Below are 24529 nucleotides of genomic sequence, written 5' to 3' on the forward strand. Positions count from 1 at the left end.
AATCTCAGTGCGGTGTCAAAAATGACTGCGGCATTGTAAGAACGCCGCAGTCAGCTTGGTTTGGGGTTGCCCATAACAGGTAGTCAAACTGTTAGTTGCTCTGCAAGACCGCATTTGCGGACGGTTCTGTTCCCTCAACGAGGATAACCTTAGGTGTCTTGGAGGCTTCGCCCGGTTTAACGATGGAGCGGGTCGGACTGGTGGCAGATGCCGTCGCGGCACCTTTGGCATCCGTCTTGAACGCCACGATCGGTTCCGGCTGACCTTCGAACAACAGGGCATAGGCCGTGTCCGGCTTCAATTTCGAAACGCTGAGATCTACGATATCGATCAGGCCAAGATTGCGCGAGACGACCATTCCGCCGCCTTGCGCATCTGCGGCAGGCTTCAGCATGAGTGTGATGTTCTCCGGCATGTCCTTGCGTGATTCAAGGTTTTGGCGGCCATCGCCTGTTGGGACCGCATCCGGAACGTAGATCAGCGCTTGTGGGGCCTGGCCGGAGGGGATATGGGCGATCTTCTCATTCTTCTGAGTGTCGATCACGTCCACCGCGTCGCCATTTTCGAGGCCAACAAAGACGCGGCTGCCGTCGCCCGAACCCCAGACACCGTGCGGCAAGGCGCCGACGGGAATGGTGGCTATCAGCTTAGCCTCGTCGTCCAGCGTGTAGACTTTCACGACGTTCTCGCCGCCGATGGTCACATAAGCCAGAGTTCCGGCGGATGTGTCGGCGAACGCCAGATGGTTGGTGATCGGACCGCTATCGATCACGCCCTTGACTTTCAATGTCTTGGTATCAATTCGCGTCACCTTGCCGACATCCTTGTGGGTTAGCCAGGCTTCCTTTCCATCTGGCGTCACCTGAATGAACGGCGAGAATGGCGATACCACCGGAATGGATGCAAGCAGCTTTTTCGACGCGACATCGAACACCTGAACGACCGGATTGAAGCTGTTGGCCACAAAGGCGCGCTTGCCGTCTAGCGTAAAGATCGTCATGCCGGGACCGCTCTCGGTCTTGATGCGATCGGTCTCCTTGAATGTCTTCGCATCAATGACCGAAAGGTAATCCTCGCCACGCACGGTTGCCCAGACGTGTTTGCCATCCGGCGTGAAGAAGGCCTCGTGCGGGTTGCGGCCGATATAGGCGACACCTTTGATCTTGTTTGTCGCGGTATCGATGAAGGTCACGGAATTGGTCACCGTCGAGACGGCGACGATGGTACGGTGATCCGGCGAGAAGCCAAGGCCGTGGACGTTGACCTCACCCTTGTAAAGCGGGCTCAAGACATTCGGGCGTGGGTCGCCGAGCTTGATCAGGCCGAGAAGCGTGTTGGTCGATGGATCGATGACAGATACGGTGTTGCTGTTCTGGTCAGCAGCATAGACCCGGTCCTTGGATTCGGGCAGGGCAAAGGCTGGCGTGCTCGCCATCAAGGCGATCAGCAGGGCTGCGGAACGTTTCATTTCGAAGTCTCCGGGTTGGCGGCGACGGAGCCGCGCTGTTGTGTGAGCATCGAATTCATCAACTGAATTTCGTAAGCCTGCTCTGTGATGATCGACTGGGCGAGGTTTCGGATTTGCGGATCTTGGGTGGTGAGCAACACTGCCTTGGCCATGTCGATGGCGCCTTGGTGATGCGGGATCATTTGCGCCAGAAAATCGTAGTCTGGATTGCCTGTTTCGGGTACCGCCATCATGCCGGTATGCATTTTGTCCATGGCCACTTTCATGCTTTTGGAGAACGCAGTTGAAGGGCCGCTATCCTCCATGCTCATCGCCGGTTGGTGGTCGTGGAACTGCTCAGCAGTTGCACTTCCCACAATGGCAAAACTGGCAACAAGTATGAAACTGTAAACGCGCATGGCGGAATCCTTTTGGCTTTAGTGGATAAGAACGCTGTGGGTCGCCGTTTATTCCACTGCTCATCCGTATTTGTTCTCACGTCGGCGTGAGCGGTTGGCACGCGCGGTGCTATGCCGGTCTGCGCGAAGAACGACGGAACGCGGATGGTGACTCGAGGCGTGCCGAAATACGGCTTGTTCATATGCCGCCAAGAGGATCACGCGCGTTGGATCCAATCTGCCTGTGAACGATGTCTGAAGGACGATACTCGCAGCGGATTGCGGTATGGAGAATGAACGGCCGGTTGGAACAGGGCGAAAAAGCAGACATTCTAAGCCGTTCGACGACGGCGCCCAGTCGTCTGTCTTTTCAGAGGAAAACCAGCCTGGTCGATCGTAGGAAAACTTCCTACAGGGAATTCCGCCACTCTCAGATTTTGGTTTCACTCCAGGCTGGCGGTGGCTTTCATGACTGCTTTGGCGACCTCGTTGAAACTCATTTTAATCCGAACCTGTTGGCCGTTGACGAAAAACGATGGCGTGCCGGCGACTCCGAATTTTTTGTTCGCTTCGGTTGTCGCAGCATTGAGCTTGTCGAGATAGGCCTGATCGGCGACAGCGCGATCGAAACCCGTGCGGTCGATGCCCATGCTACCGGCGATCTCGCGCAATGCATCCTCGGCATTGGCGGCGCCGGCAATCTCATCGAATTTCGTCATGAAGGACGATACCGTCTCGTCGAATTTGTCTCGGCCCCGCGCATTCGCCAGCATGAAGATGACGGCATCCACCGAGTTTCGCACGAAGGGCCGGTACGCGATCTTCAACTTACCCGATGCGACATATGTATCCAGCAGTTTCGGCAGGTCTCGTTCATGGAAGTCGACGCAGTGGCTGCAGGTTGGGGAGGAATAGACGACCAGCGTGACTGGAGCGGTCTTCTGCCCAACGAAGCTGTCCTGGAATACGGCCGGGGTCATCAAATCCTGCACGGGTTCGGCCTCGGCCGATGTCACGCATCCTAAGGCAATGCCGACGATCACGGCCATCATACGAAACGTCATGTCTTCTCCTGTTCGGTTACAAAAAAACACTCCGCCATGAGCACTGCCGGAGTGTTTCGATCATCAGTCGGCCTTGAGGCAGGGCGAGACGAAGAGCGAGCGGTCGAGAGTGCCCTTGATCGTCTTGGCCGCGACCAGCAGCCACATGCAGACAAGTGCTATAACAAGAACCGCGCCAAGGATTGCGATAGACGACATCGGCACCATCGTTGAGAGACGAAGCGTGGCGACGGCAAACACGCCAAGCGGGAAGGTATAGCCCCACCAGCCGATATTGAATGGCAGGCCCTCGCGAAGGTAGCGCAGGGTGATCAGGACAGCAGTCGCCAGCCACCAGATGCCGTAGCCCCACAGGAGGATCGCGCCGAGGAAGCTGGCGCCACCGAAGGCCGGAGCAACGCTCGCCAATCCATTCGCCGACAACACGGCGGGTCCGGTCTGGCTCATGACGAGAAGACCAAGGGCACCGGTTCCGATCGGGCCGAGAGCCAGCCAACTCGAGGCGGCCATGTTGACATGCGGAAGCTTGTGGACCGCCATGCGCAGGAAAAGGATCACAAGCACGCTCATGGCCAGCGGAACCGAGCAGGCCCATAGCACCAGGCTGGTCATCAGCACCGTCAACTGCGTTTGAGCGTCGGCGATGTGGGGCAAAAGCAGGCCACCGCTGACGGCCGCCACCTCGCTCGCCACGATCGGCAGCAGCCATACCGCCGTCATTTGGTCGATCGAGTGCGATTGGCGCGTGAACATCATGAACGGGATTGCAAGACCGCAGGCCAGCGACAGTGTGACGTCGATCCACCACAGCGTCGTTGCGATTGCCACCGCCGTGTCGCCGATATGCGGGATGCCATAGATCAGGAAGCCATTTATAATCGTGGCCAGTCCCATCGGGATGCAGCCAAAAAACATCGACACGACAGAATGCGAGAAGACGCGGCTTGCCTCATGAGAATAGAGCAGCCAGCGTGCAGTGTAGAGCGTTGTGCAGATGGCAAACAACAGGATATTGAAGAGCCAAAGCGCCTGACCGATCGCGAAAAGCCACGGATGCCCAGGAAACTGTGCGAGAGCGACCGAAAGGATGCCGGTGCCCATCGTGGTCGCGAACCAATTTGGCGTAAAGTTCCGTATGACATGGCCTTGCATAGGAACATCCGGAGCTGGCGCTACCGGCTTCTTGAAGGCAACAATCTTGTGCATCGAATTTCTCCTGATCGTTGAGGAGAAAATACGTGGGTACATCGATCAGTTCCAACGTATAGTTCAGGATATTTCGATCGCCGTTTTCGATCGATCGAGTTTTGCGGCGGCAACTTCGAAAGCCGCGTGAAGGCGGTCGCGCAGCGTCGGCGAGGTATTGATCAGCGTCGGACTCGGATGGGGGCAGAGGATCACCTCGAGGCCGGCATCCACCAATACCCCTTCAGCACCGCTCGCCACCGCGCCCGCCAGGATGGCGACACGTAGGTTCGGCAGCAGCGGCAGGAGGCCTGCAAGTCCCATGATGCCCTCGCGCCGCTCGCTGGCCACGATCGAGCTTCGGGTTGCGCGGACCCACGGGACCGTATTCCACAGAACGATGTCTCGGCGCGATATCCCTGCGCCAGTCAGTGCCTTGCGCAGGTTCTTCGCCGTGCCGGTCGGGTTATCGATCGAAACGAAACGCTGGCCGCGTTCAACCGGACTTGGTCCAGGCGTCTCCAAAAGGATCAGCAGTCTTGCGCTGATACCGCCATCGTAGGGATCGAAGTTCGGCATATCCCGGTCGGAGTTAAGCTGAAGGTGCTCCCGGAAGGCGTTCAATGGCTGCATATGCGCGCTGTCAAGCGCGGCCAACCGCTCCTCGCGTCGATGCTCGTGCCAGAGCGTATCAGGTCCGCGATAGGTCATCGTGTCTATTCCGACAACAGGGCTTCGAACGCATCGGCCGCCTTGGAGCGATACCGCTCCTTATGCCGGAGCAGGAAGAATGGGCGCGGAAGCGGAGAAGCATTGGCCTCGACCAGCAGGCCGCTGTTGAGTTCGGTCTGGGCAGCACTTCGCGATGTCAGTGTTGCCCCCATGCCGGCCTCGACTGCGCCGAGCACGGCCTCGTTTCCGGGCAGGACAATTGCAACGTTCAACGCCTGCAGCTTCAATTTCTCTTTCGTCATCATCGTCTCGAAGGCGAGCCGTGTTCCCGATCCGGGTTCGCGAAGAACCCATGTCGCGTCTTCAAAATCGGCCTTTCCGAGCTTTTTGCCTTTGGCCCATGGATGAGTTGGCGACACGACGAGGATCATCTCATCCGTGGCGATCATGCGCGACGACAAGGCCGGTCTGTCGACCGCGCCCTCTACAACGCCGAGCTCAACCCGCCCTGCCTCAACCGCGTCGCCTACCGCCTCGGTATTGCCGATCCCGACGTCGAGACCGAGACCAGGATAGCGTGTGTGAAACTTCGCTAGCCTGGAGGGCAGCCAATAGGCGCCAACAGTCTGGCTCGCCATAACCGACAATTCCCCGCGCAAAAGTCCCGCCAGGTCGCTTAGTGCAGACTCGGCGGCTTTCGCTTCGGCCAAGACCTGAAGTGCATGTTCGAGAAAGATCGTTCCGGTTTGGTTTAGGACGATAGAACGTCCGATCCGGTCGAACAAAGCCACGCCGTGGCGCTCCTCAAGCGCGATGACCGCAGCACTGACGGCCGACTGCGTCATGTTCATCGCTTTGGCAGCCTTGGTGATATGCTGTTGGCGGGCGACTTCGGCGAAGATGCGCAACTGGTCGAGGGTCATGAGGATAGCAGCCTTGAATTTGCTCCGAGTTATAATCGATTTTTCCGAATGTTCGTAGCAAAATTATGCGATGGAACTGATGCTGGATCCCGCTAGTTTCCTTCCAACCAGACACGGAGGAAATACCATGCTGAAATCCATCATCACCGGCGCGGCGATGCTTTTCGCCACGACAGCACCAACGCTTGCCGCCGATATCCACGTCTATGGTCCCGGTGGACCATTCCCTGCCATGAAGGAGGCGGCAGCCGCCTTCGAGAAAAGCTCCGGCAACAAGGTGATCGTCACCGCCGGCCCGACGCCGCAATGGATCAGCAACGCTAAAGACAACTCTGACCTGATCTTCAGCGGCTCCGAGACGATGATGTCGGATTTCGTGAAGGCGATGGACGGCCAGATCAAGGACGCTGATGTCGTGCCGCTCTACCTGCGCCCATCCGCGATCCTGGTGCGTCCGGGGAACCCGGAGAAGATCACCGGCCTCGCTGATCTCTTCAAACCCGGCCATAAGGTGCTTGTCGTCAATGGTGCCGGGCAGAACGGTCTTTGGGAAGACATGGCCGGCCGGACCGGTGACATCGAGAAGGTGAAGGCCCTTCGCGCCAACATCAGGACCTTTGCCGCCAACAGTGCCGAAGCCAAGAAGGCCTGGACCGAGGACAAGTCCTTCGATGCCTGGATCATCTGGAATATCTGGCAGGTCGCCAACCCAGAACTCGCAGACGTCGTAGAGGTCGAACCGGACTATCGCATCTACCGAGACACCGGGATCGTGCTGACCGAGCGCGGAGGCAAGAATGCCGACGCCAAGGCGTTTTCGCAATTCCTTCAGGGCACCGAGGCCAAGGCGATCTTTGCCAAGGCCGGCTGGACCACGCCCTCGAAATAACCCTATCCCGTCTCCGGAAAGATAATGACAATGCAATCCACTCCCAAAAAGATCGCCGTGACCGGTGCTGCCGGCCAGATCTGCTATTCCCTGCTGTTTCGATTGGCGAATGGCGACCTTTATGGCAAGTCGCAGCCGATCGAACTGCGGCTGCTCGATTTGCCTCAAGCCCAGGACGCCGTACGCGGCGTCGTCATGGAACTGGAAGACTGCGCCTTTCCGCTGCTGCACAACATCGTCACGACCGACGATCCTCGGCAAGCGTTTGACGGTGTCGACGCAGCGTTTTTGGTCGGGTCCCGGCCGCGGTCAAAGGGAATGGAACGGCGAGACCTGCTTGCAGCGAATGCAGAGATCTTTAAGGTGCAGGGGAGGGCGATCAACGAGGTCGCCGGACGACAAGCTAGAATTCTGGTCGTTGGCAATCCGGCCAACACCAACGCTTCCATCCTGATCGCCAATGCGCCAGACTTTAACCCAAGGCAGGTCAGCTCGATGATCCGGCTTGATCACAACAGGGCGTTGACCCAACTGGCGCGCAAGGCCGGCTGTGGCGTCGGCGACATCGACAGGCTCGTGGTCTGGGGCAATCACTCGCCGACCATGTTTGCCGACTGGACCTACGCAACGGCTGCCGGCAGGCCCTTATCCGAGACCATCGGCGACGACCATTGGTACAAGGAGGTGCTGATCCGTGAGGTCGCAAGGCGGGGCACTACGATCATAGAGGCGCGGGGCGCGTCCTCTGCAGCATCTGCCGCCAATGCAGCGATCGATCAGATGCGTGATTGGATGTGTGGTACAGATGGGCGCTGGACATCGATGGCTGTTATATCGCAGGGGCAGTATGGCATACCGGAAGGGCTGGTGTGTGGCGTACCTGTGATGTGCAAGGACGGTGACTATAGCGTCGTTGAAGGTCTCGATCTGGACGGGTTTCAGAAAAGTATGCTGGACAAAACGATAGAAGAGCTTGTCGGCGAGCGCGACGCTTTATCCTGATATCGCGGGATGCGGAGGCTGGCACAAAAGATGTGCGGAGATTGCACGCCTATTCTCCGCCTAATTTTGGAGAATAGGCGCCAGCCTCAGAAGAGGCGAATGCCACCACGACGATCAGCGAGCTGCAGTTTGACGGGCCGGTTCGATTTTATCTTTCATAATCCGCTTTGACCGCCGAATGGGAAGGACGAAGCCCTCATCCAGATAGGCGTCGTCGGGAATGAAGCGCTCGAACAAGCGTATCCGGCTGGAAACCGAGTCGGTAGAACTGCGATCAAATCTCGTCGCCAAGGCCATTTCGGCGGATTGTTCGTCGCAAGGATATTCGCCACTGTACCGATAGAACGATTGATTATCTGTTCAAAGTATTGCGCTTCAATTGTCACCGGCACCTTGGACGCCCGCCGCAGGTCATAAGCGCAAGAGGTGCAGACATGCTGGCCGACAAGCCGTGGCTGAGCGAAGGCAGTAATTCCGCGGTGGCACGTGGGCAACGGTCGCGTAATCCGCACCCGTGGATAAACCAGGAGATTCTAGTCGCGTGTCGCCATCGCCTCCGAAAATATGGGGCTGATCAGAACCGAGGCACGCAGGACAGAATTGCAGCCACGTCGAAGCAGCACGACGGGCTTTGATGACCATTGGTAGCGGCATGTGTCTGTAATCACATGGCTGCAAGGCCATTGACGACAATCGGTCTCTCGCAAATCCAATGAGGCGTGGCCGTAAACAGCCATATTTTCCTGGCGGCGAATCTCACATTAAGTGCCAAAGAGAAGCCAGAGTCTCAAATTAAATGCCAAGTCTCAAATTAAGTGCCGGGCTATCTTACTGAAACTGTTAGGACTGGAATCTCACGATTAAATGCAAAACGACACCTTCAACATCGTGCATTCCTCCCCCTTGAAGTTTTTTGACGGTCTTAAGCCCTGTAGGCGACGAGCACGGCTCCTCCCGCGATCATCACGACACCGAGCCAGTTCGGCAGGGTCAGACGTTCACCGAGGAACAGCACAGCGAAAATGGACACGAACACCACGGACAGCTTGTCGATCGGCGCGACGCGGGCGGCGTCACCAAGCTTCAGCGCCCGGAAGTAGCAAATCCAGGATGCGCCCGTGGCAAAACCGGAAAGTACAAGAAATAGCCAGCTTCTGGTCGAGACCGTCGACGGCTCCTGCCAATTTCCGGTGATATAGACCATCGCGCCAGCGGCCAGCAGGATGACGATGGTGCGAATGAAGGTGGCGAAGTCGGAATTGACGTTTTCGACGCCGATCTTGGCGAAGATCGCCGTCAGGGCTGCAAAGCCGGCCGAAAGGAGGGCCCAGAACGGCCAGCTTGTAAGGAAGATTTTCATGCGGCTTGTCCATGTCCGGCCATCCGGATCAGCATGAGGCCGACAAAAAGTCCCGCCATCGACAGGACCAGCGAAAGAGCGACATATCCGGCAGCAACATCCCATTGCCCGCGTTCCCACAGGGTAACGGCATCTAGCGAGAAAGTCGAAAAGGTGGTGAATCCGCCAAGTAGCCCGGTTGTCAGAAACAGGCGCAACTCCTGCGGCAGGCCAGAGCGAAACACGAAAAATTCCGTGAGCAGGCCCATGACGACGGAGCCGACAACATTGACGGTGAGTGTGCCGTAGGGAAAGCCGAAGCCGAACAGGCGCGCCGCTCCCATGTTGACGGCGTGCCGGAAAACACCACCGATACCTGCGCCAAGGAAAACGATCAGATAAACCAAGATCGCGCCTCCTTCAGGATGTCGTGACCTTGAGCGCTTCTGCCGCCTCAACGTCGTGATGGACGACATCCCACTGTTCCAGGTGCTTGTAGACGATCACCTTGTGTTTCAGCAGCGCGCCATGGGTCCGGCAGAATTCCTCAAGCTGGTCGCGTGATGCAATCATCTCGACGCACATAGTCAGATCCGGATTGGGGATCTCGAAGCCCTCGTCCTGAAGCTTACCGCTGTTCGAATAGCCAAAATGCGTATGGTGCGCGACGGCATTCATGATGCCGGCCGACTTCGCCTGCAGGACCAATTCCCGGTAAAGAGGCTTCGATCCGAACCAACCGCCCTTGCCGGGCGCCTTCTCACGCGGCTTCATGTAGATACGGACCATGCCGATTTCGGTAGAATGCAGCTTGTGTTGCGTCACGACGGCGGGCCTTTCATTGAGTGTTGCGGTGGTAGCAAGTGACCGTAGACGGACCTTTCCGACGAGATCGCCGAGGCTCTGAGTCTGCATGTCACGCATGTGGCGAACCGAGATGTCGGGAGGAATATCGTTGGCGGCAGCCGTTTTCGGAACGCCGACGCGCTGCGACAGGTAGATGCTGGAATGGCCACTGCACAGATAGGCAACGAAGCAGGCGACAGCGAGGTAGACCGAATAGGTGGCGCCGAAGAGCTCAATCCCCATGATCATGCAAGCCAGCGGCGTATTAGTGGCGCCGGCGAAGACGGCCACGAAGCCAAGCGCCGCAAAAAGATCGACCGGTGCGCCGAGAACACCGGCCAGCGCACTGCCGAGACCTGCGCCGATGAAGAACAGCGGTGTGACCTCGCCGCCCTTGAAACCGGCGCTTAATGTGACGATCGTGAACAGCGCCTTCCAGGCCCAGCTCCAGTAATCCACGTGATCGGGAAGGAAAAAGCCAAGGATCGTCGCATCGTCGGGATTGGGCGACCAGACACCCAGACCGAGATATTCCCGCGTACCGAGCATGTAGACAAGGCCCAGCAATATCGCGCTGGCGAGCACCGGACGCAGCGGCGCATAGGGCAAGATCGCCTTGTAAGCTGATGATGCCAAATGGGAAAGCTCGGCGAAGAAATGCGCGGCCAGACCAAAAGCCACGCCGGCAATGACCACCTTGAGCAGTAGGACCGCATCGAGGTGGAAGCCGACAGCTTCGCCAACGCCGCCGAGATAGGCGATGGCATAATGGGTGTGGCCGATCCCCCAGGCATGACAGGTCCAGTCGGCAACAATGGCGGCAAGCAAGGCGGGCAACAAAGCCTCGTACTGCATGCGTCCGATGGTCAGCACCTCCAGCGCAAAGATCGCGCCGGCGATCGGCGTGCCGAAGACAGCGCCGAAGCCTGCGGCAATCCCTGCCATCAAGAGGATACGCACGTCGCCGGGCGCCAGTTTGAAGACTTTGCCAAAGGCGCTGGCAAGGCTGCCGCCGAGCTGGACTGCCGTGCCCTCGCGACCGGCCGAGCCGCCGACCAAATGGGTGAGCACCGTGGTCACAAGGATGAAGGGCGCCATGCGCAGCGGCACACCACCGCCCGGCTCGTGGATCTGGTCTACAATCAGGTTGTTGCCGGCTTCAGCCGACTTGCCGAATTTCTGGTAGGCCCAGACCATCGCAAAGCCTGCGACCGGCATGCCGTAGATCAGCCAGGGAAATTCGAAGCGAAGCTCGGTTGCCCTGTCGAGGCTCCACAGAAACACGGCAACGAGCGACCCGACGGCAACAGCCATCGGGACGACGATCAGGATCCATTTCGCGAGGCCGCGAACCTGGGCGATACGAAGACCGAAAAATGCAGAAAACGCCATCAGATGGACGCTCCCGCAAGGTCACATTTCGTCTTGGAGGACAGGTACAGAATTCTAGGCACGACTCTACTCCTTCGCGTGTTGCGCGTTGAGTAGGAGTCATCAGCTTCATCGGGGAAGCGGTTCGGCGTAATGCCCGGCAGAATCCATTACCGTTGTCACTTCAATAGCCAATTGATCCGAATAATGTCAATCCCACTCACCATGGTGAGCGGGATTGCTTGGCACGCTGGCCACATCTTCGCCTGAACGCAGTTTTTTAAGTGATACCGATTTATCTCAGCACATATTTGGGGGTGCGGAGGTCGGAGAAGGTCGCGGGAGAGTAATAGCAACTCAGACCGCACGCCTCGTACGCCGCCCCGAGACGGTCAAAAAGACCGCACCCAAAAGACCGGACACAAGCGACCCCATCAGGATCCCGATCTTGACGTGATCCTGGACAACTGGATCGCTGAAGGCCAGCAGGCCAATGAAAAGGGACATCGTAAACCCGATTCCACACAGCAGGGCCACGCCGGTCATCTGCCCCCAACTGGCGCTCGCTGGAAGATCGGCTAGGCCCAGTCTTACCAGAACGACCACTGTTCCCAGAACGCCGACCAGCTTTCCGAGCAACAGGCCGGCCGCTACGCCCATTGTGAGCGGCTCTTCGAAGACCGACATCGATAAACCGGCAAACGAAACACCTGCGTTGGCAAAGCCGAAGATCGGCACGATCGCGAAGGCGACCGGCTTGTGCAGCAGGTGTTCGAACCTGTGCAGAGGTGATTCATCGTGTGTGGCCTCCGGCGTCCCCGGCGTCAGCTTCAGCGGTATCGTCAACGCCAGCAAGACACCTGCAAGGGTGGCATGCACGCCTGATGCGAAAACCAACACCCAAAGGACCGCGCCGAGGGCGAGATAGGGCCAGAGGGCCTTTACGCCCATGCGGTTGAAGATGATCAGATTTCCAACGACGAGGCCCGCGCCAGCCAATGCGAGCAGGTTCAGTTCCGCAGTATAGAAGAGAGCGATAACCACAACGGCGCCGAGATCGTCGATGATGGCCAGCGCCGCCAGAAATATCTTCAGCGATGCGGGAACACGATTACCGAAAAGGGAAAGGACCCCAAGAGCGAAGGCGATATCGGTCGCAGTCGGGATTGCCCAGCCACGGATAGCTGTCGGGTCGCTCCAGTTGAAGTAGAGGTAAAACAGTGCCGGAAACAGCATGCCTCCTGCAGCAGCCGCGCCTGGCAAGACGCGCCGGCTTCAGCTTGAAAGCTGGCCGTCGAGCATCTCGCGTTTGATCTCCAGGCCAACCAGCAGGAAGAAGACGGCCATCAAGGCGTCGTTGATCCAGTGCTGGATGCTCAGCGGGCCGACATAGACGTGCAGCACATGGAAGTAGCTCTCTGCCAACGGCGAGTTCGCCGTGGCAATTGCCAGAGCAGCAACTGCCATCAGGATGATGCCACCCGATGCTTCATTGTCGAGGAACTGACGGAGAGTGGATTGAATGCGGCCCTTGGAAAATGTCGAAGACATGGGTTCGCGCTCCTTGTGAGAGGTTGATCGAAGTCTCCGTCAATTTCGGGGAAGCCCGCAGCGCACGCAGCACGCACTGTAAGCTTTAAACTAGGGTATTTGCTCGACGATTTCCAGCAGATTCGGCCCTGTAGGGGCTTGGCCAGACAGCACTATCGTCATCACGCATTATTCGTGCGCAAACGCGATCTGCAAACTTTTCGAAGCATCGGATTCGCATCGAGCTGGAAAAGTTGAGCAGCGAGCCGGAAGTGTGGGTCATCACCAGCGTGGGGATTTGCAGCAATCGTGCAAGGAAAACGCGCTGATTTTCTGGAGTGACACTCGCCCCGCGGCACATCTGATCAATGCGATAATCCACCAGGTGCGCTGCAACGCTGACGATGACCCTTGACGCCTTGCGCAAATCGAAACCGCAGTGGACGCAAAAATGCTGGGGAACAAGCTTGCTTTGACCGTAGGCTTCGATACGTCTTTGGCAGGATGGGCACCGGTCGCGCAAGCCGCAGCGGTGGTGGCGGCAAGATACTTTGGTCGCCAAACGCCAGCTGCGGCGAAAATATGGATGCTCATCGCCAGCCAGGCATTGGGGGCAGTACTGCAACCAGGTTGAAGTCCCGCGCCGACCGCTGTTTCGTAACGGCAGCAAGAGCTCCGTCGGGATGCCACTTGCCAGGGTCATTGCCACGATCTGAGCGTGGGATACACCGGCATTTGCGCGAAGCAGGTTTTCGATGTCGCTCGAGGGTCTGAAATCGATGGCTGGTGACCACATGCCAGATCCAAGTCCGAAGACGCACGCGAATCCACGCGGTGCAACGCCGTTGGCATAAGCAAGACGGTGCAGCCAACTCGACAGCAATTCATCGGGTTGCGGTAAGACGTTGACGGGCCACTGGTCGGAAACGACGTGACGGTATCTCCGTTGTATGCTGATTGTCGGGATACCAGCATCGCCCATCGTCATAACAGGTTGTCCCGTAAAGCCGGTAGGCGCCGCTGCGATATTGGTATGTGCCGCAGTTCTACGATGCCCGCCTTGGTGATACGTTCGGCTCCGGATTGTACCGCCGCGACGGCCGCTCTTGTGACGATGGTGACGGTCTCGCCTATCAAACCTTCCGATAACCTGAAGATAAGCCGCGCCGACGGCTCGCTGGACAGATCCGAGATCCTGGCAAGTGGCAACGCTGCTTCGAGGCTATCGAGCAACATCAGATAGGGCTCATCGTATTGCCATCGCGGGACTGCGACCAGATCAAAACGGCTTGCCATCTCGCTGGTGGCGTTGAGAAAGTCGTAGACGGATACGTCTCCGATCAAAACCGGGGCGATGTCATACTGACGTCCGATCCGGCGCAGGAACGCAAATATTGCCTCGATGTCGCGTGCTCTTCCGCGCAGCGCGTTGTGAAACTCGTCGAAGATCAACACCCTTGGTTTGAGACTTTCCAGCAAGTGATCCAACTGTTCCGCCTTGCGGCTGACATTCCAAATGTCACCCCCGGGGGCGTGAAGCGCCTGGAGAATGCTGGCGTAAAAATGGCCAAGGCCCGCGCCCTCTCGCGTCTGAACCATCCAAAGCCTCTGCTGGACAGATGTTCGCAGGTGTTCGACGGCAAACCGCTCAGCGATCATCGTCTTGCCATTGGCATAGGGACCGACCAGCATCAGGCCCTGGGTTCGCAATGACGGCGGTCTTGAGAGCAACTCGGTGAGCCGCATATGGCTGTCTTGAGCAACCTGATGGCCGATCCATCGTGGGGCACGGATGTAGGCGATCCGCTCATCCTGGTCGCGTTCAAGGTAGGATCGGACATGGTCGAGCAGATGGTCCGACATGCCATGCTACCAGTCTTCGACCGGTAGTCGGCTTTTCTGACGGGTGGGATGAGGTGAGGCAACGGGCGCTTTTTCCTGCATAGCCGCATAAGGCTTCTGCGACGCGACCGCGTGAATACCGCGGACAGCATTCCGCAACTGGCGTCTGGGTTGTTTCGCAGTCCCGACGATAGCAGCGATTTGGCGACGAAACTCCACCTTTGCAACGCTTGAGCGGTGGTTTGCGTCGCGCCGCCGGGCGCGCTCAGCCTCATGTTCCCAAAGCGTCAGCGACGCAAGTCTGCCATCGCGCCGTTCGACGGGCCGGAAGTGTCTGCTTTCCGGATCCCGGACATAGATATGGCTGATGTCTCGAGGGTCATATCTTACCTCCAGCCTTCCGAGCCGGTCGCGCTGCGGAATGAGGCCGCCAAGCCATGACGCGTAATAATGTACGGCAAACATGCTGATCCCCTGCGGCGACAATCTTCTTTCCGTACCCGGCAGAAACGACAATAGAACGGTGTGTGGATCGTCATTGAAGCGCGGTAAAGCTGCGTTGTTGCGCTGCCACTCCGTATTCGGCACATTCAGTGTCTTGGTGTTTTCCTGACGGTTGTGATCGAGGATGGCCAGCGCAACGCACCGCTCCAGGTCCGCGAATCCGAGACAGGCGCGCCGTTCCGAGGGATATTCATCGCGATCAACCACAGACCTTCCGGTCGAACCGCGATAGGTGGCGAGGACCGCGTTTAGCTTGCCCAGCAGCCGTTCGACCACGCCGCCTTGGTGCACTCTTCCCCGATCACGATATCGAATGCGGATGCCATAATCGTCGCAGCCACGCTGGAAAGCCTGCCCCTTGAATTCCATCGCCGAGTCGGTGACGAGCACCCGAGGCCGGCCGAATGTCGGCCAGGCATGAGCAAGGTTACGGTTGGCAAGCCATTCGTCCTTCGCGCACATCGCATGGGCAAGGCAAAGTCCGACCGACAGAACAGATGGTTTCTCCAAAGTCAGGCAGAAACCTAGAATAACGCGTGATGCCACATCGGTCACGATCGTGAGATAAGGCCGACCCACAAACACGCCAGTTCCGTCAACGACCTCCACGAAATTGATATCAGCCGGAGTGTGATCGATCTGACAGACATCGAGCGGGTGAGTTGCGTGAATATATCCTGGTCGTGGCCTCAGCCGGAGCAGGTGTTTCGGATTGGCTGACCGTTTTTTAGCGATCTCTTCAGCGGTAAACAGCATCGGGATACGTCGGGCAACCGTAACGTATGACGGCAGGGTAAGCCCGGCTTCCTCGCAACGAGCGCGGATTTCGGCCACGACCGGGGCAAGGGGCAGAGCTTCCAGTGTCAGCCATTGCTCGCGCAGTGTTGTCGCTATGATTGCTTCAAGTTTTTCTGACAGCCGCTTGCGGCGGCTTTTTGCGGTGCGCGGGAGTAAGGCTGTCACCTTCCTGTCCATGCGATAGCGGACGAGGAGATTGTAGATTTGTCGCCGCGTTAGCCGCAGCTCGGCCGCCGCGCGCGAAACGGCCACCTGCTTCGGCCCGATGCCATCAAGGATCTTGTCCAGTTCGCGGGCCGTGCGGAGCGCGACCGACCAATGCTCACCCGAGATCGCGCGTGTCGCCGGCAATCCCTGATCATGCAATTGCTTTGGCATGGGCAGACCTCGCTGAAATCCTTAGCGAAAAATATACTGAAATTTATCGCCGAACCCTTACGTCTGTATGACAATTTCCGAGTTGAAAAATTAAACTAAAACCCACATCCGCACTGTCACGTCTCGACGAGCGCATTGCCCGATCGCAGGTCGGGGAGGGCTTTGTCGAACGCTCGCATTTTACCGATGCGTGCGCGACGCTATGGATTGATGGTGAACTCGTTCATCTCGAAGACCTCGTCCTGCATGATGCCACCAAAGACATCCGCACACCAACCCACGAGCTCACAATTGCCCGCGACGTGTTGCGCACTCGCAGGCGCATCGTCGCGCAGCCGTCTGGCTGGGCACTCAGCCCTGCCGGACTTCGAAGCCTCCGCGGGCACGACGTCGCCGGCGTCGCGCCTGCAGTATCCTTGAGTGATGAGACCTCCGTCATTGTAGACGACGAGGCGGCGCCCAACACTGCGAACGGCGCTGGGGAGGCCAACGAGGATGACGGTGCGAGCACGCTTGCGGAAGAATTCGCTGCCATCGACGCGTTGCTCGCCCGCTCGGACGCCGCCATCGAGCAGGCAAAGCGTCCCAGCAAATCGGCGGCTGGGCGTGCGGCCGAAAAAAATCCGATGATCTATGATCTCGACTGGGACGAGGATCAGCGGCTGGAGGAATGGCACGGTGTCGTACGACAGGCCGAAAATTTGCCGCCAGTGCTGCAGGCGATCATCGCCCTCGATGCCTGGAACGAACTTTTAGTGCTGCAACATGCGCCCTGGCTCGGCCGCTTGCTGGCCGCGTCGATCCTGCGCCAGGCTGGCATCACCACCGGTGCGCATCTTGCGGCTGTCAATCTCGGCCTGAGAACCATTCCGGTCGATCGCCGTCGACATCGTGACCGCGAGACAAGGCTGCTGGCGATCGCGCATGGTTTCGTGGCGGCTGCAGAGCTCGGGCTTAAAGAACATGACCGGTTGACGCTGGCACGACAGATGATGGAGCGCAAATTGGCGGGAAGACGAACGTCTTCAAAACTGCCAGAGCTGATCGAGCTGGTGATCTCGCGGCCGCTGGTGTCGGCCGGGATGATCGCGAAGGAGCTTGCCGTCACGCCGCGGGCGGCGCTGCGGATCGTCGAGGAGTTGGGCTTGCGGGAGATGACGGGGAGGGGGAGGTTTCGGGCGTGGGGCATAATTTGATACCAAACCGGGGATTCTAACTGCGCACCCCCAAGGGTTCCTTGTATTCTTAGTTAAATCCCAAGCTTAGCCATAATGAAATTCGATTATGCGGTATAGCGCACTCAACCCACTGGCGCGATGCATGCGTTAGTTTTACTACTTTTAGAATATATGATTCTGGTGAAGTAGGCTGCGGTTCATTTTGGCGATGTCGGTGAAAGTTGATTTTGAAGTATTAGTGGACACTTCACTGTCCACTGTTTGCTCGTCGGAGCAATTAAAGACAGCTCTGAACAAGCGATTTATCAGCCTCATCAATGATTACGAGGATGGCAAATGGCGGTTCGCGAAATTTCAAACCTATCTCTGGGACAATATCGCGCAGACCGCGCTTTCTCAACGCGAACGGGATTCTCTTGCGGGTAAAAGTCATTCACAGCTCGTAGAAGCAGCCAGGAACCTGCGTTTCTCTGATGCTGATGAAGTTGGCGAGGGAAGCGAAATCGCAGAGATTTTTCTTTATGGCTTTATGAAAGATCACTTTGGGGCTTTGCCTGTGGTTCCCAAAATATTCTACAAGCAAAACGCTCAGGACAATGCCAAAGGCGCGGACAGCGTGCATATCGTCGTAAAGGATGACGATTTTACCCTTTGGTTCGGAGAGGCGAAGTTTTACAACTCAATAGAAGATAAGAGGCTCGACAGTATAGTCACCTCTGTTTTGAAATCGCTTCAGACTGATAAGCTGAAGAAAGAAAACATTATCGTTACAAATGTGTCTGATATTTACCAGCTTCCGATCGGCTCAGATTTACAGGCTCGAATAGTTGCGGCAATCCGGCCGAAGGAGTCGATTGATAAACTGAAGAGCAGGATAAACGTCCCGATCATGATTTTGCATGAGTGCGACATCACGTCTAAGAATATAGATCTGACAGATAGCTATAGAAAATTAATAAGTTCCCATCATATGGAGCGCGTTGAAGCGTACTATAAAAAGCAACTAGCGAAATCAACATCTGTATTCAAGTATAGTGATGTTAAATTTCATGTAATACTATTTCCAGTTCCTAATAAGCAGGCAATAGTTAAGGCGTTTGTGTCCGGAGTCCAATTTTATAAGTCTCAGGGATAGCGAGATGGATGTTTTTGACGTCTGCCAAGAAGTGAATGAACTGATATTTTCGGGTGACCAGGTTTCCGCCCGAAATAAGCTGATTGCTCTTTTGGCCGAACTTAGTGCAGAGAAAGCTGAGTACCCAGAGGTGCTGAACTATCAAATCCGCGAGACTGGCCTCTATCCCTATCTGCAGACTGATCACGCATCGTGGCAGCAGAAGTTCATAATCGAAGCGTTCAAGGTGGATGTAGGCCGAGCTCATGCTACTCTGCATCGCGAGCAATCGTTGGTGCTTTCCCATCTTTTAGAGGGTACGGATATTGCGGTCAGTGCCCCCACCAGCTTCGGGAAGAGCTTCATTATAGATGCCTTTATTGCTGCGAAGGAGCCAGAAAATGTTGTGCTGATAGTTCCCACTATTGCATTAATGGATGAGACACGGCGCCGCGTTTTCAAAAAGTTCTCAGATAAGTACAACATCATTACGACGTCGGATATGCCACTTGGCAAACGCAATATCCTAATTTTCCCCCAGGAACGCGCGTTCGGTTACCTGAACAAGCTGAGCACCATCGACCTTTTGATAGTAGACGAATTTTACAAAGCCAGCGCAGTACACGATAAAGATCGGTCGCCGTCGCTCGTAAAAGCTATTTTGAAACTGTCCAAGATAGCCAAACAGCGCTACTTCCTCGCCCCGAACATTAAACGGCTCGAGGAAAGTGTTTTTACACGCGGAATGAAGTTCATTGAGCTGCTTGATTTTAATACAGTATTTCTTGAAATATTTGAAATTTATAAGCATATAGGAAAAGATGAGGCCAAGAAAAGCGAAGAGTTGCTTAAAATAATTTCTCCTCGGACTTCAAAGTCCTTAATATATGCTGGATCATATCCGCAAATTGATAAAGTTGCCAACCTTGTAGTTGGAAATCTGGGAGTTCTCGATCGGCCGCTATTGAACCATTTTTCACGATGGCTTGCCGATAACTATGATCCCAACTGGCAATTAACAAACCTCGTGCGCCGCGGAGTAGGAGTACACAATGGGCGAATGCATAGATCACTTAGCCAGATACAGGTCAAAATATTTGAATCAAAGCATGGTTTCGACAGTATAATTTCGACATCCTCAATTATTGAAGGGGTGAATACATCTGCTGAAAACGTTATAATTTGGCGGAGCAAGGTTGGCAGCAGCAATCTAAAAAACTTTATGTATAAAAATATCATCGGCCGAGGCGGGCGGATGTTCAAACACTTCGTTGGTAAAATATACCTTCTTGAGGCTCCTCCAAAAGATGAAGACGCCCAGCTTCAAATTGATTTCCCCGACACGATTTTGGGCGACATTGATGAGGAATTGCACCGTGAATCCCTGACGCACGAACAGGTCCAGAAAATCGTTGAGTACAAGAGCACGATGGGCAACATCCTTGGACCTGATGAATTTGCGCGCTTGAGCAAGAGCAACGTGCTGCAAAACAGTGACTCAGATTTCATCATGCGGGTCGCTGAGAATATGAAGGCACAGCCCGAGGAATGGCGTGGCTTAGCTTACCTCAACTCCGATAATCCCGACCATTGGGATCGATTACTTTATTTGATCATAAATCTCAGCCCGGCGGGATGGGATGTGAAATTCAGTAAGCTTGTCTCCTTTGTGAAAATTCTCTCGAGAAACTGGCGCCGGGAAATTCCGGATCTATTGCTGGAGCTTGATGATGAGGGAATTGACGTGGAGTTGTTCTTTCAGCTTGAACGTACGGTAACGTTCAAGCTCACTACTTTGTTGAGCGACGCCAATGAACTTCACAAGGTCATCGTCGATCCCAATGTAGATGTGTCACCTTTTATTGCGCGACTGGGGCATGCGTTTTTGCCCGGCGCCGTTTATCAGCTAGAAGAGTACGGGCTACCAAGAATGATTTCGCGAAAAATTCATCGGAGCGGCGCCATGAATTTCAACGATCCAAGCCTTGATCTGCCCACCGCGATAAAAGCTTTTCAGTCGATAGGCTTGGAAACTATCAGCAAAATACCTAGCCTTTCCCGTTTTGACGTATATGTACTGAAGTTCTTTTATGAAGGGATCACTCAGGATCCAATCAAGAGTTAGCCTTCGACTATAATGATCAATCAGACAGCGTCGCTGACACGCATTTCAACATTCAATCCAGCAGCAGCAGCCATATTGATCAACGTGTCCAAGCCGAAAACGCCTACCTCGTGCCGGAGCAGATCTGACACACGAGGCTGAGTTACGCCAAGTAGCCGGGCAGCTTCCGCCTGCGTCCAGCCCTTTGCTTTCACACGGCTCCCAATCGCCGTGATTAAAATCACACGCAATTTCATGTTTTGGGCACATGCGGAGTCTCCATCCACTGGATTGGTCGCATTGGCTATGCTTTTTTCGCCCCCCGAAACCACACGCTTGGAGGTGGTCTCATGGTAGGGTCTAGGCGCCATATGGGGTGCGTTTTTTTTGCTCTTTTGCTCTAGCTCGCTGTCGTTGACATCGAGAGTGAATTGCTTTTGCGATATGTCCGCAATTTTCGAGGATAGGCCGATCTTTTCCTCTGCTTTGGTCCGAGCGTGGTCGGACATAAACGTAAGCAGGTAGTTCAACCCCTCTTCGTCAGCGACAGTGACGAAATCCTTATTTTTATTTACGAACACAACGGACTTTTTATCTTCTTTTATTAGCTGAATGACATTGCTCAGTGTGCCTGTGCTCTTGCAATCCCAAACCATTAGGCCGTAATTGCTGGCGTGGGCCATCTCGATGTCTTTAGCAGTGTAAAAGGCTCGACTACCGGGCGGCGCTTTCGGGTGAATATGAGTGACCGGCCATTCGGCCAAGTTATTGCGCGGCCGATCACCGCTGCAAAACACGGTCACTCTCTTAGCGCCATACTCAACAAGGCACTGTTGGATCGATGTATCCGCGCCGTCTGCGTCTCCGACGACAATATCGAGGTCGGACGCAACGATCTTCTCAATCCTACTTTTAACTTTCTCATGCAGGCGGCTGATTGATATGGAACCTGCGATAAAAACGGTGTTCATTGGCTCACTTCCAAGTCACGGCAACAGCGTAGACCCGTGCGATCTTCGGGTAGGTCTTAAGTGTTTTACACACCGCGTCCATCGTTGCGCCAGTATCATATAGGTCATCTAACAGTAAGGCGTTCCAACTACCATCGCCAGAAATCTGATCGTTAATCGAAAAACGCCCAGCGAGCGCGGCATCCTTTTCTGCCTTTGTGTTTAAATTCTTGAGCGGCGTGCTGCCCTCAGGAGCCGGAGCCTTTACGACGATGTTGTTGAACACGCTGGCGTCAATGACCTTGGCCAGTTCGTTGGCGATCTCATCGACAGGTTGTCTGGCACGCAGGGTGGACGCAGGCATGGGTACTATCAACCCTATCGTTTCAAATAGTGGTAGAATTGACGTCTTAATTTGGGCGGCTATCGGTCCAGCCTGCGACCAGTCATTGCGATATTTGAGCTGATAAAGTGCTTCTCCGGGCTCTGACCTGGTGGTGTCATAAGTAGGGTGGCCAAATTCATTGTGCCCGGTGAAGGTGCTGTGGAGAGAATGCTTGTGTAATGCGTATCCCAAATCCCAGGATCCTGTGATTTGCTTTATCTGAACTTGCATAAATTTGACCCCCCCGTGACGCCACCTCTGGTTGAGGACTATGCAATATTTTGCTTAGAATGCAAGGCGAATGCGGGTTGCGGCATAATGTTAAAGTTGAACTTCTCTACGCAGGGGGGGTAGCCGGAGAGCCGACAGGCAAGGGCTGGCCGCAAAGCTCGAAATTGCGGCGCCGCTCGGCCGAATCGCCTTAAGCGTGTATGTCTATATGGAGATTTGTAAGGGAGTGCGTCGATCCATCTTGACCGGTCACTGTGCATCCGTATTACGGTGCCCGCAGGAACGATGCTAGCCAGCCCAAGACGTTGCACAGGAGCGTTCAAGCAGCACCCCAAACCTCCAAATCTGAGCCAACCGCGTTCGCCGATAGTCTTGCTGCAAGGAGTAACGTGTTGAGTTGCTTCATCTTCAGGGTTCTTCTTTGGGAAGCTTGGCCATTCGCACATTCGTCATGTTCGGTCTCCGTTAATTGAGGCTGAAGAATCACTACTCGCTTTTTGTAGCCGATGGGAAGCGCCTGAACTCGGGCGATAAGTCCAGTTCTGTCGGGTTGTCGAATACCGTTGTGCCAAACGGCGTCCGCGATAAGATGATGGCGTCCAGCGTCTAGCGTGTCTGTCAAGGATTGTCGTTCCAGATGACGAAGGTTCTTGACGGCTTGACCCGTAACGACCTCGTACTTCGATGCGGAGACTTCCCTTGTGACAGCCGAAGAGCCAGCCCCTTTTGCGTGGATCAGAGTGACAAGGTTTGTGGCATCATCAATGTGAACGAAATCAGCAAGTTCCATCGAACCGTCATCGCTAGCCAACCAGCCGGTGTTAAAAATGTCGTGGCAATAGCCAAATAGCGAGTCGTCGTGCTGACCCGGCGCCTTCGGCGTCCCGATAGACAAACCGAGGGTCTGCCCTACCAGTATAACTGGCTTTTCCTGCGTCACATTGTAATTGGCTAAGTTCTTGAACTGCCAATTGGGAAACCACTGGTCAGTGTAAGCGCTTCTGAAACATTTTCCTCCGGAAATAGTATGGCCACTGCCATAGTAGATTTTGAGCCAATCATATTCCGCTATCAGGGCATCGAAAGCCGGCCGGCCGGCCGCTCCCGTCACGGGTCGAGTCGTCCAGTCAAAACCGAGTGTGATCTTGTCGCCAGCTAGAGTTGGAGTGATAGATAGGTCTCCTAGTAGCGTCATTTCGAAGGTCACTGTTGCGACGAGATTCGGTCCTGCGCCAGGAACCACGGAGAATTCGGCCCCGTAGGCCCATTGTGCGGCGCGTTCCTTCAGGGTCTGATCGGTGTCCTCAGCCAAAAGTTCCGGTGGAACCACGGCGATCGCGTCGCCGTCGCTGACGGTTGCCAGATCGTTAACCGCCTGCGCAAGAGCAGGGAAGCGCACGGTTGGTGGAGTCGCCCCGACCGAAGCCGCCACGTCGAGCAAGATCTCCGTGTCTGTTAAGAAGTCAGCCCAAGTCTTGGGGCGGTTGAGCCAGAGGCGAGCGTCATCTGGGGAGGCACCGACCACTTGACTCGCTGCGCCACTCGACAGGACCAGCGGCACTTTGCTGCGGACCGCCTTAAAGGCGTAGGTCTGATCGCCGAGAGGATCAATGGCGAACTCCAATGCACGTCCCATCAAGGTCTTCGCGTCAGGCTTGGCGTCAGAGCGGGCGTGAATACCGTCTAACCACAGCGCTTTGGTCTCACTGCCGACGAAGCCGGATTCGATCTCGGTTCGGGAGATGGGGCGTGCCGCTGTGAGTTTGCGATCAATCTGCGGACGAACGGCCGACTCGGATGCAGAGATTGCGGCTAAGCTTCCTTTCACTGAAATGGTCAGCAGGTGGTGGGCCAGATCAGTATATGTTCCCGATGGTGCCCAGGCCGGTTCCGACCGGTGTTGATATTCAATGGTTACCGTGCGCAACGCACCGCTTACGATGGGTGGGGATGTTCTGAGGAGGGTTCTCGGGCCAACAGCCACGCCTATCAAAGCTTCGAGCTCAGCTGTGAGAGCCCGGAGAAGGCGGGCGTTGGCGATTTTGCCTACACCCCGCAAGAGCATGGGTGCAAGATAGGGGCGGAGCGGTATCGTAGCGTGCGAGCGAGCCATGCCCACAACTAATCAGTTTGGGACGATGTGTCGAGATTGATGATTGCGGGGTTCATCCTCATTCTCTGTGATTCAGCGGCGGTAAATGTTCGTCTGCTTGTGCGGGACAGGTATTCTATGTAGCTGTTGTAAAATTGAAGTATTCGGCAGCGAGGGGATAAGCTTGCCTATCGAGAGCATCCATACATACCTTGTCTATCCGAATAAGGGGGCTGCCGACCCGTCAGCCATTGTCGGGAGCCAAGTACCGCATGAAGGCGACATGT

Annotated in this window: 20 protein-coding genes, 2 pseudogenes and 1 riboswitch; of the genes and pseudogenes, 6 read left to right on the forward strand and 16 right to left on the reverse strand. The window is 55.8% G+C overall.

Annotated features, from left to right (window positions below):
• Nucleotides 1-91: 91 nt before the first annotated feature.
• From ASF29_RS10340 to ASF29_RS10365, 6 genes are all read right to left on the reverse strand, one after another.
• The gene (locus tag ASF29_RS10340) at nucleotides 92-1468 is read right to left on the reverse strand and encodes a YncE family protein (protein WP_062450613.1); all 1377 of its coding nucleotides are present in this window, start codon (nucleotides 1466-1468) and stop codon (nucleotides 92-94) included.
• Nucleotides 1465-1866 (reverse strand): DUF305 domain-containing protein, encoded by a 402-nt coding sequence (locus tag ASF29_RS10345; protein ID WP_062450614.1) that lies wholly within the window; start codon nucleotides 1864-1866, stop codon nucleotides 1465-1467. Before ASF29_RS10345 ends, ASF29_RS10340 begins: the two co-directional genes overlap by 4 nt.
• A 422-nt stretch (nucleotides 1867-2288) precedes the next feature.
• Nucleotides 2289-2909, reverse strand: coding sequence for a thioredoxin domain-containing protein (locus ASF29_RS10350; protein ID WP_062450615.1), 621 nt, complete (start codon nucleotides 2907-2909; stop codon nucleotides 2289-2291).
• Between the two features lie 63 nt (nucleotides 2910-2972).
• On the reverse strand, nucleotides 2973-4115 hold the full coding sequence (locus ASF29_RS10355) for a TDT family transporter (protein WP_082453455.1): 1143 nt from the start codon (nucleotides 4113-4115) through the stop codon (nucleotides 2973-2975).
• Between the two features lie 63 nt (nucleotides 4116-4178).
• Nucleotides 4179-4805 carry a uracil-DNA glycosylase family protein gene (locus ASF29_RS10360; protein WP_062450616.1) on the reverse strand — a complete coding sequence of 209 codons (627 nt, stop codon included), beginning with the start codon at nucleotides 4803-4805 and terminating at the stop codon, nucleotides 4179-4181.
• 5 nt (nucleotides 4806-4810) lie between these two features.
• On the reverse strand, nucleotides 4811-5689 hold the full coding sequence (locus tag ASF29_RS10365; RefSeq protein ID WP_062450617.1) for a LysR family transcriptional regulator: 879 nt from the start codon (nucleotides 5687-5689) through the stop codon (nucleotides 4811-4813).
• 127 nt (nucleotides 5690-5816) lie between these two features.
• Here ASF29_RS10365 and ASF29_RS10370 point away from each other — a divergent pair, with 127 nt between their 5' ends.
• Entirely contained in the window at nucleotides 5817-6578 is a 762-nt protein-coding gene (locus ASF29_RS10370; RefSeq protein WP_082453456.1) for a substrate-binding domain-containing protein, read from the forward strand.
• Nucleotides 6579-6608: 30 nt separating this feature from the next.
• Nucleotides 6609-7580 (forward strand): malate dehydrogenase, encoded by a 972-nt coding sequence (locus ASF29_RS10375; RefSeq protein WP_062450662.1) that lies wholly within the window; start codon nucleotides 6609-6611, stop codon nucleotides 7578-7580.
• Between the two features lie 922 nt (nucleotides 7581-8502).
• Here ASF29_RS10375 and ASF29_RS10385 read toward each other — a convergent pair.
• From ASF29_RS10385 to ASF29_RS10410, 6 genes and pseudogenes are all read right to left on the reverse strand, one after another.
• Nucleotides 8503-8940: an EamA family transporter gene (locus ASF29_RS10385; protein WP_062450618.1), complete on the reverse strand. Its 438-nt coding sequence runs from the start codon at nucleotides 8938-8940 to the stop codon at nucleotides 8503-8505.
• Complete coding sequence (gene crcB / locus ASF29_RS10390) at nucleotides 8937-9326, reverse strand: fluoride efflux transporter CrcB (RefSeq protein ID WP_062450619.1); 390 nt, start codon at nucleotides 9324-9326, stop codon at nucleotides 8937-8939. The genes ASF29_RS10385 and crcB overlap by 4 nt, the downstream gene beginning before the upstream one ends.
• A 13-nt stretch (nucleotides 9327-9339) precedes the next feature.
• Nucleotides 9340-11157 (reverse strand): voltage-gated chloride channel family protein, encoded by a 1818-nt coding sequence (locus tag ASF29_RS10395; RefSeq protein ID WP_062450620.1) that lies wholly within the window; start codon nucleotides 11155-11157, stop codon nucleotides 9340-9342.
• 86 nt (nucleotides 11158-11243) lie between these two features.
• Nucleotides 11244-11320, reverse strand: a riboswitch (Fluoride riboswitch).
• A 173-nt stretch (nucleotides 11321-11493) separates the two neighbouring features.
• Nucleotides 11494-12687: pseudogene (gene nhaA / locus ASF29_RS10400) on the reverse strand (Na+/H+ antiporter NhaA).
• An 85-nt stretch (nucleotides 12688-12772) separates the two neighbouring features.
• Nucleotides 12773-13654 (reverse strand): TniQ family protein, encoded by an 882-nt coding sequence (locus ASF29_RS10405; protein ID WP_062450621.1) that lies wholly within the window; start codon nucleotides 13652-13654, stop codon nucleotides 12773-12775.
• The gene (locus ASF29_RS10410; RefSeq protein ID WP_244473531.1) at nucleotides 13651-14412 is read right to left on the reverse strand and encodes a TniB family NTP-binding protein; all 762 of its coding nucleotides are present in this window, start codon (nucleotides 14410-14412) and stop codon (nucleotides 13651-13653) included. Before ASF29_RS10410 ends, ASF29_RS10405 begins: the two co-directional genes overlap by 4 nt.
• Here ASF29_RS10410 and ASF29_RS24900 point away from each other — a divergent pair, their 5' ends adjacent.
• A complete protein-coding gene (locus ASF29_RS24900) occupies nucleotides 14413-14556 on the forward strand; it encodes a hypothetical protein (protein WP_244473533.1) in 144 nt (47 codons plus the stop codon). It begins immediately after the preceding gene.
• Here ASF29_RS24900 and ASF29_RS10415 read toward each other — a convergent pair.
• A complete protein-coding gene (locus ASF29_RS10415) occupies nucleotides 14536-16188 on the reverse strand; it encodes a Mu transposase C-terminal domain-containing protein (RefSeq protein WP_062450623.1) in 1653 nt (550 codons plus the stop codon). The two genes, ASF29_RS24900 and ASF29_RS10415, sit on opposite strands and share 21 nt — an antisense overlap.
• Before the next feature lie 110 nt (nucleotides 16189-16298).
• Here ASF29_RS10415 and ASF29_RS10420 point away from each other — a divergent pair.
• The 3 genes and pseudogenes from ASF29_RS10420 to ASF29_RS10430 all read left to right on the forward strand — a co-directional run.
• A pseudogene (locus ASF29_RS10420) lies at nucleotides 16299-17384 on the forward strand (RHE_PE00001 family protein); the annotation flags it as partial.
• 196 nt (nucleotides 17385-17580) lie between these two features.
• Nucleotides 17581-18501 carry a DUF1837 domain-containing protein gene (locus tag ASF29_RS10425; protein WP_244473534.1) on the forward strand — a complete coding sequence of 307 codons (921 nt, stop codon included), beginning with the start codon at nucleotides 17581-17583 and terminating at the stop codon, nucleotides 18499-18501.
• A 4-nt stretch (nucleotides 18502-18505) separates the two neighbouring features.
• Nucleotides 18506-20605 (forward strand): DEAD/DEAH box helicase, encoded by a 2100-nt coding sequence (locus ASF29_RS10430; protein ID WP_062450626.1) that lies wholly within the window; start codon nucleotides 18506-18508, stop codon nucleotides 20603-20605.
• Between the two features lie 20 nt (nucleotides 20606-20625).
• On the opposite strand, the gene ASF29_RS10435 is transcribed toward ASF29_RS10430, so the two are convergent.
• From ASF29_RS10435 to ASF29_RS10445, 3 genes are all read right to left on the reverse strand, one after another.
• Nucleotides 20626-21555: a helix-turn-helix transcriptional regulator gene (locus tag ASF29_RS10435; protein WP_062450627.1), complete on the reverse strand. Its 930-nt coding sequence runs from the start codon at nucleotides 21553-21555 to the stop codon at nucleotides 20626-20628.
• A gap of 4 nt (nucleotides 21556-21559) precedes the next feature.
• Nucleotides 21560-22150, reverse strand: a complete 591-nt coding sequence (locus tag ASF29_RS10440) for a ComF family protein (protein ID WP_062450628.1) — start codon at nucleotides 22148-22150, stop codon at nucleotides 21560-21562.
• Between the two features lie 319 nt (nucleotides 22151-22469).
• The gene (locus ASF29_RS10445) at nucleotides 22470-24077 is read right to left on the reverse strand and encodes a hypothetical protein (protein ID WP_156462614.1); all 1608 of its coding nucleotides are present in this window, start codon (nucleotides 24075-24077) and stop codon (nucleotides 22470-22472) included.
• Between the last annotated feature and the right edge of the window lie 452 nt (nucleotides 24078-24529).

Source organism: Rhizobium sp. Leaf262 (assembly GCF_001422245.1).
GTDB lineage: Bacteria > Pseudomonadota > Alphaproteobacteria > Rhizobiales > Rhizobiaceae > Agrobacterium.

What these genes read in the sequence shown, in the direction of transcription:
- ASF29_RS10370 (WP_082453456.1), top strand. Translation starts at nt 5,817, where the DNA reads ATGCTGAAATCCATCATCACCGGCGCGGCGATGCTTTTCGCCACGACA.
- ASF29_RS10395 (WP_062450620.1), bottom strand. Translation starts at nt 11,157, where the DNA reads ATGGCGTTTTCTGCATTTTTCGGTCTTCGTATCGCCCAGGTTCGCGGC.
- ASF29_RS10430 (WP_062450626.1), top strand. Translation starts at nt 18,506, where the DNA reads ATGGATGTTTTTGACGTCTGCCAAGAAGTGAATGAACTGATATTTTCG.
- ASF29_RS24900 (WP_244473533.1), top strand. Translation starts at nt 14,413, where the DNA reads ATGGCTGTCTTGAGCAACCTGATGGCCGATCCATCGTGGGGCACGGAT.
- ASF29_RS10410 (WP_244473531.1), bottom strand. Translation starts at nt 14,412, where the DNA reads ATGCGGCTCACCGAGTTGCTCTCAAGACCGCCGTCATTGCGAACCCAG.
- ASF29_RS10375 (WP_062450662.1), top strand. Translation starts at nt 6,609, where the DNA reads ATGCAATCCACTCCCAAAAAGATCGCCGTGACCGGTGCTGCCGGCCAG.
- ASF29_RS10360 (WP_062450616.1), bottom strand. Translation starts at nt 4,805, where the DNA reads ATGACCTATCGCGGACCTGATACGCTCTGGCACGAGCATCGACGCGAG.
- ASF29_RS10365 (WP_062450617.1), bottom strand. Translation starts at nt 5,689, where the DNA reads ATGACCCTCGACCAGTTGCGCATCTTCGCCGAAGTCGCCCGCCAACAG.
- ASF29_RS10345 (WP_062450614.1), bottom strand. Translation starts at nt 1,866, where the DNA reads ATGCGCGTTTACAGTTTCATACTTGTTGCCAGTTTTGCCATTGTGGGA.
- ASF29_RS10405 (WP_062450621.1), bottom strand. Translation starts at nt 13,654, where the DNA reads ATGACGATGGGCGATGCTGGTATCCCGACAATCAGCATACAACGGAGA.
- ASF29_RS10350 (WP_062450615.1), bottom strand. Translation starts at nt 2,909, where the DNA reads ATGACGTTTCGTATGATGGCCGTGATCGTCGGCATTGCCTTAGGATGC.
- ASF29_RS10440 (WP_062450628.1), bottom strand. Translation starts at nt 22,150, where the DNA reads ATGCAAGTTCAGATAAAGCAAATCACAGGATCCTGGGATTTGGGATAC.
- ASF29_RS10340 (WP_062450613.1), bottom strand. Translation starts at nt 1,468, where the DNA reads ATGAAACGTTCCGCAGCCCTGCTGATCGCCTTGATGGCGAGCACGCCA.
- ASF29_RS10435 (WP_062450627.1), bottom strand. Translation starts at nt 21,555, where the DNA reads ATGAACACCGTTTTTATCGCAGGTTCCATATCAATCAGCCGCCTGCAT.
- ASF29_RS10385 (WP_062450618.1), bottom strand. Translation starts at nt 8,940, where the DNA reads ATGAAAATCTTCCTTACAAGCTGGCCGTTCTGGGCCCTCCTTTCGGCC.
- ASF29_RS10355 (WP_082453455.1), bottom strand. Translation starts at nt 4,115, where the DNA reads ATGCACAAGATTGTTGCCTTCAAGAAGCCGGTAGCGCCAGCTCCGGAT.
- ASF29_RS10415 (WP_062450623.1), bottom strand. Translation starts at nt 16,188, where the DNA reads ATGCCAAAGCAATTGCATGATCAGGGATTGCCGGCGACACGCGCGATC.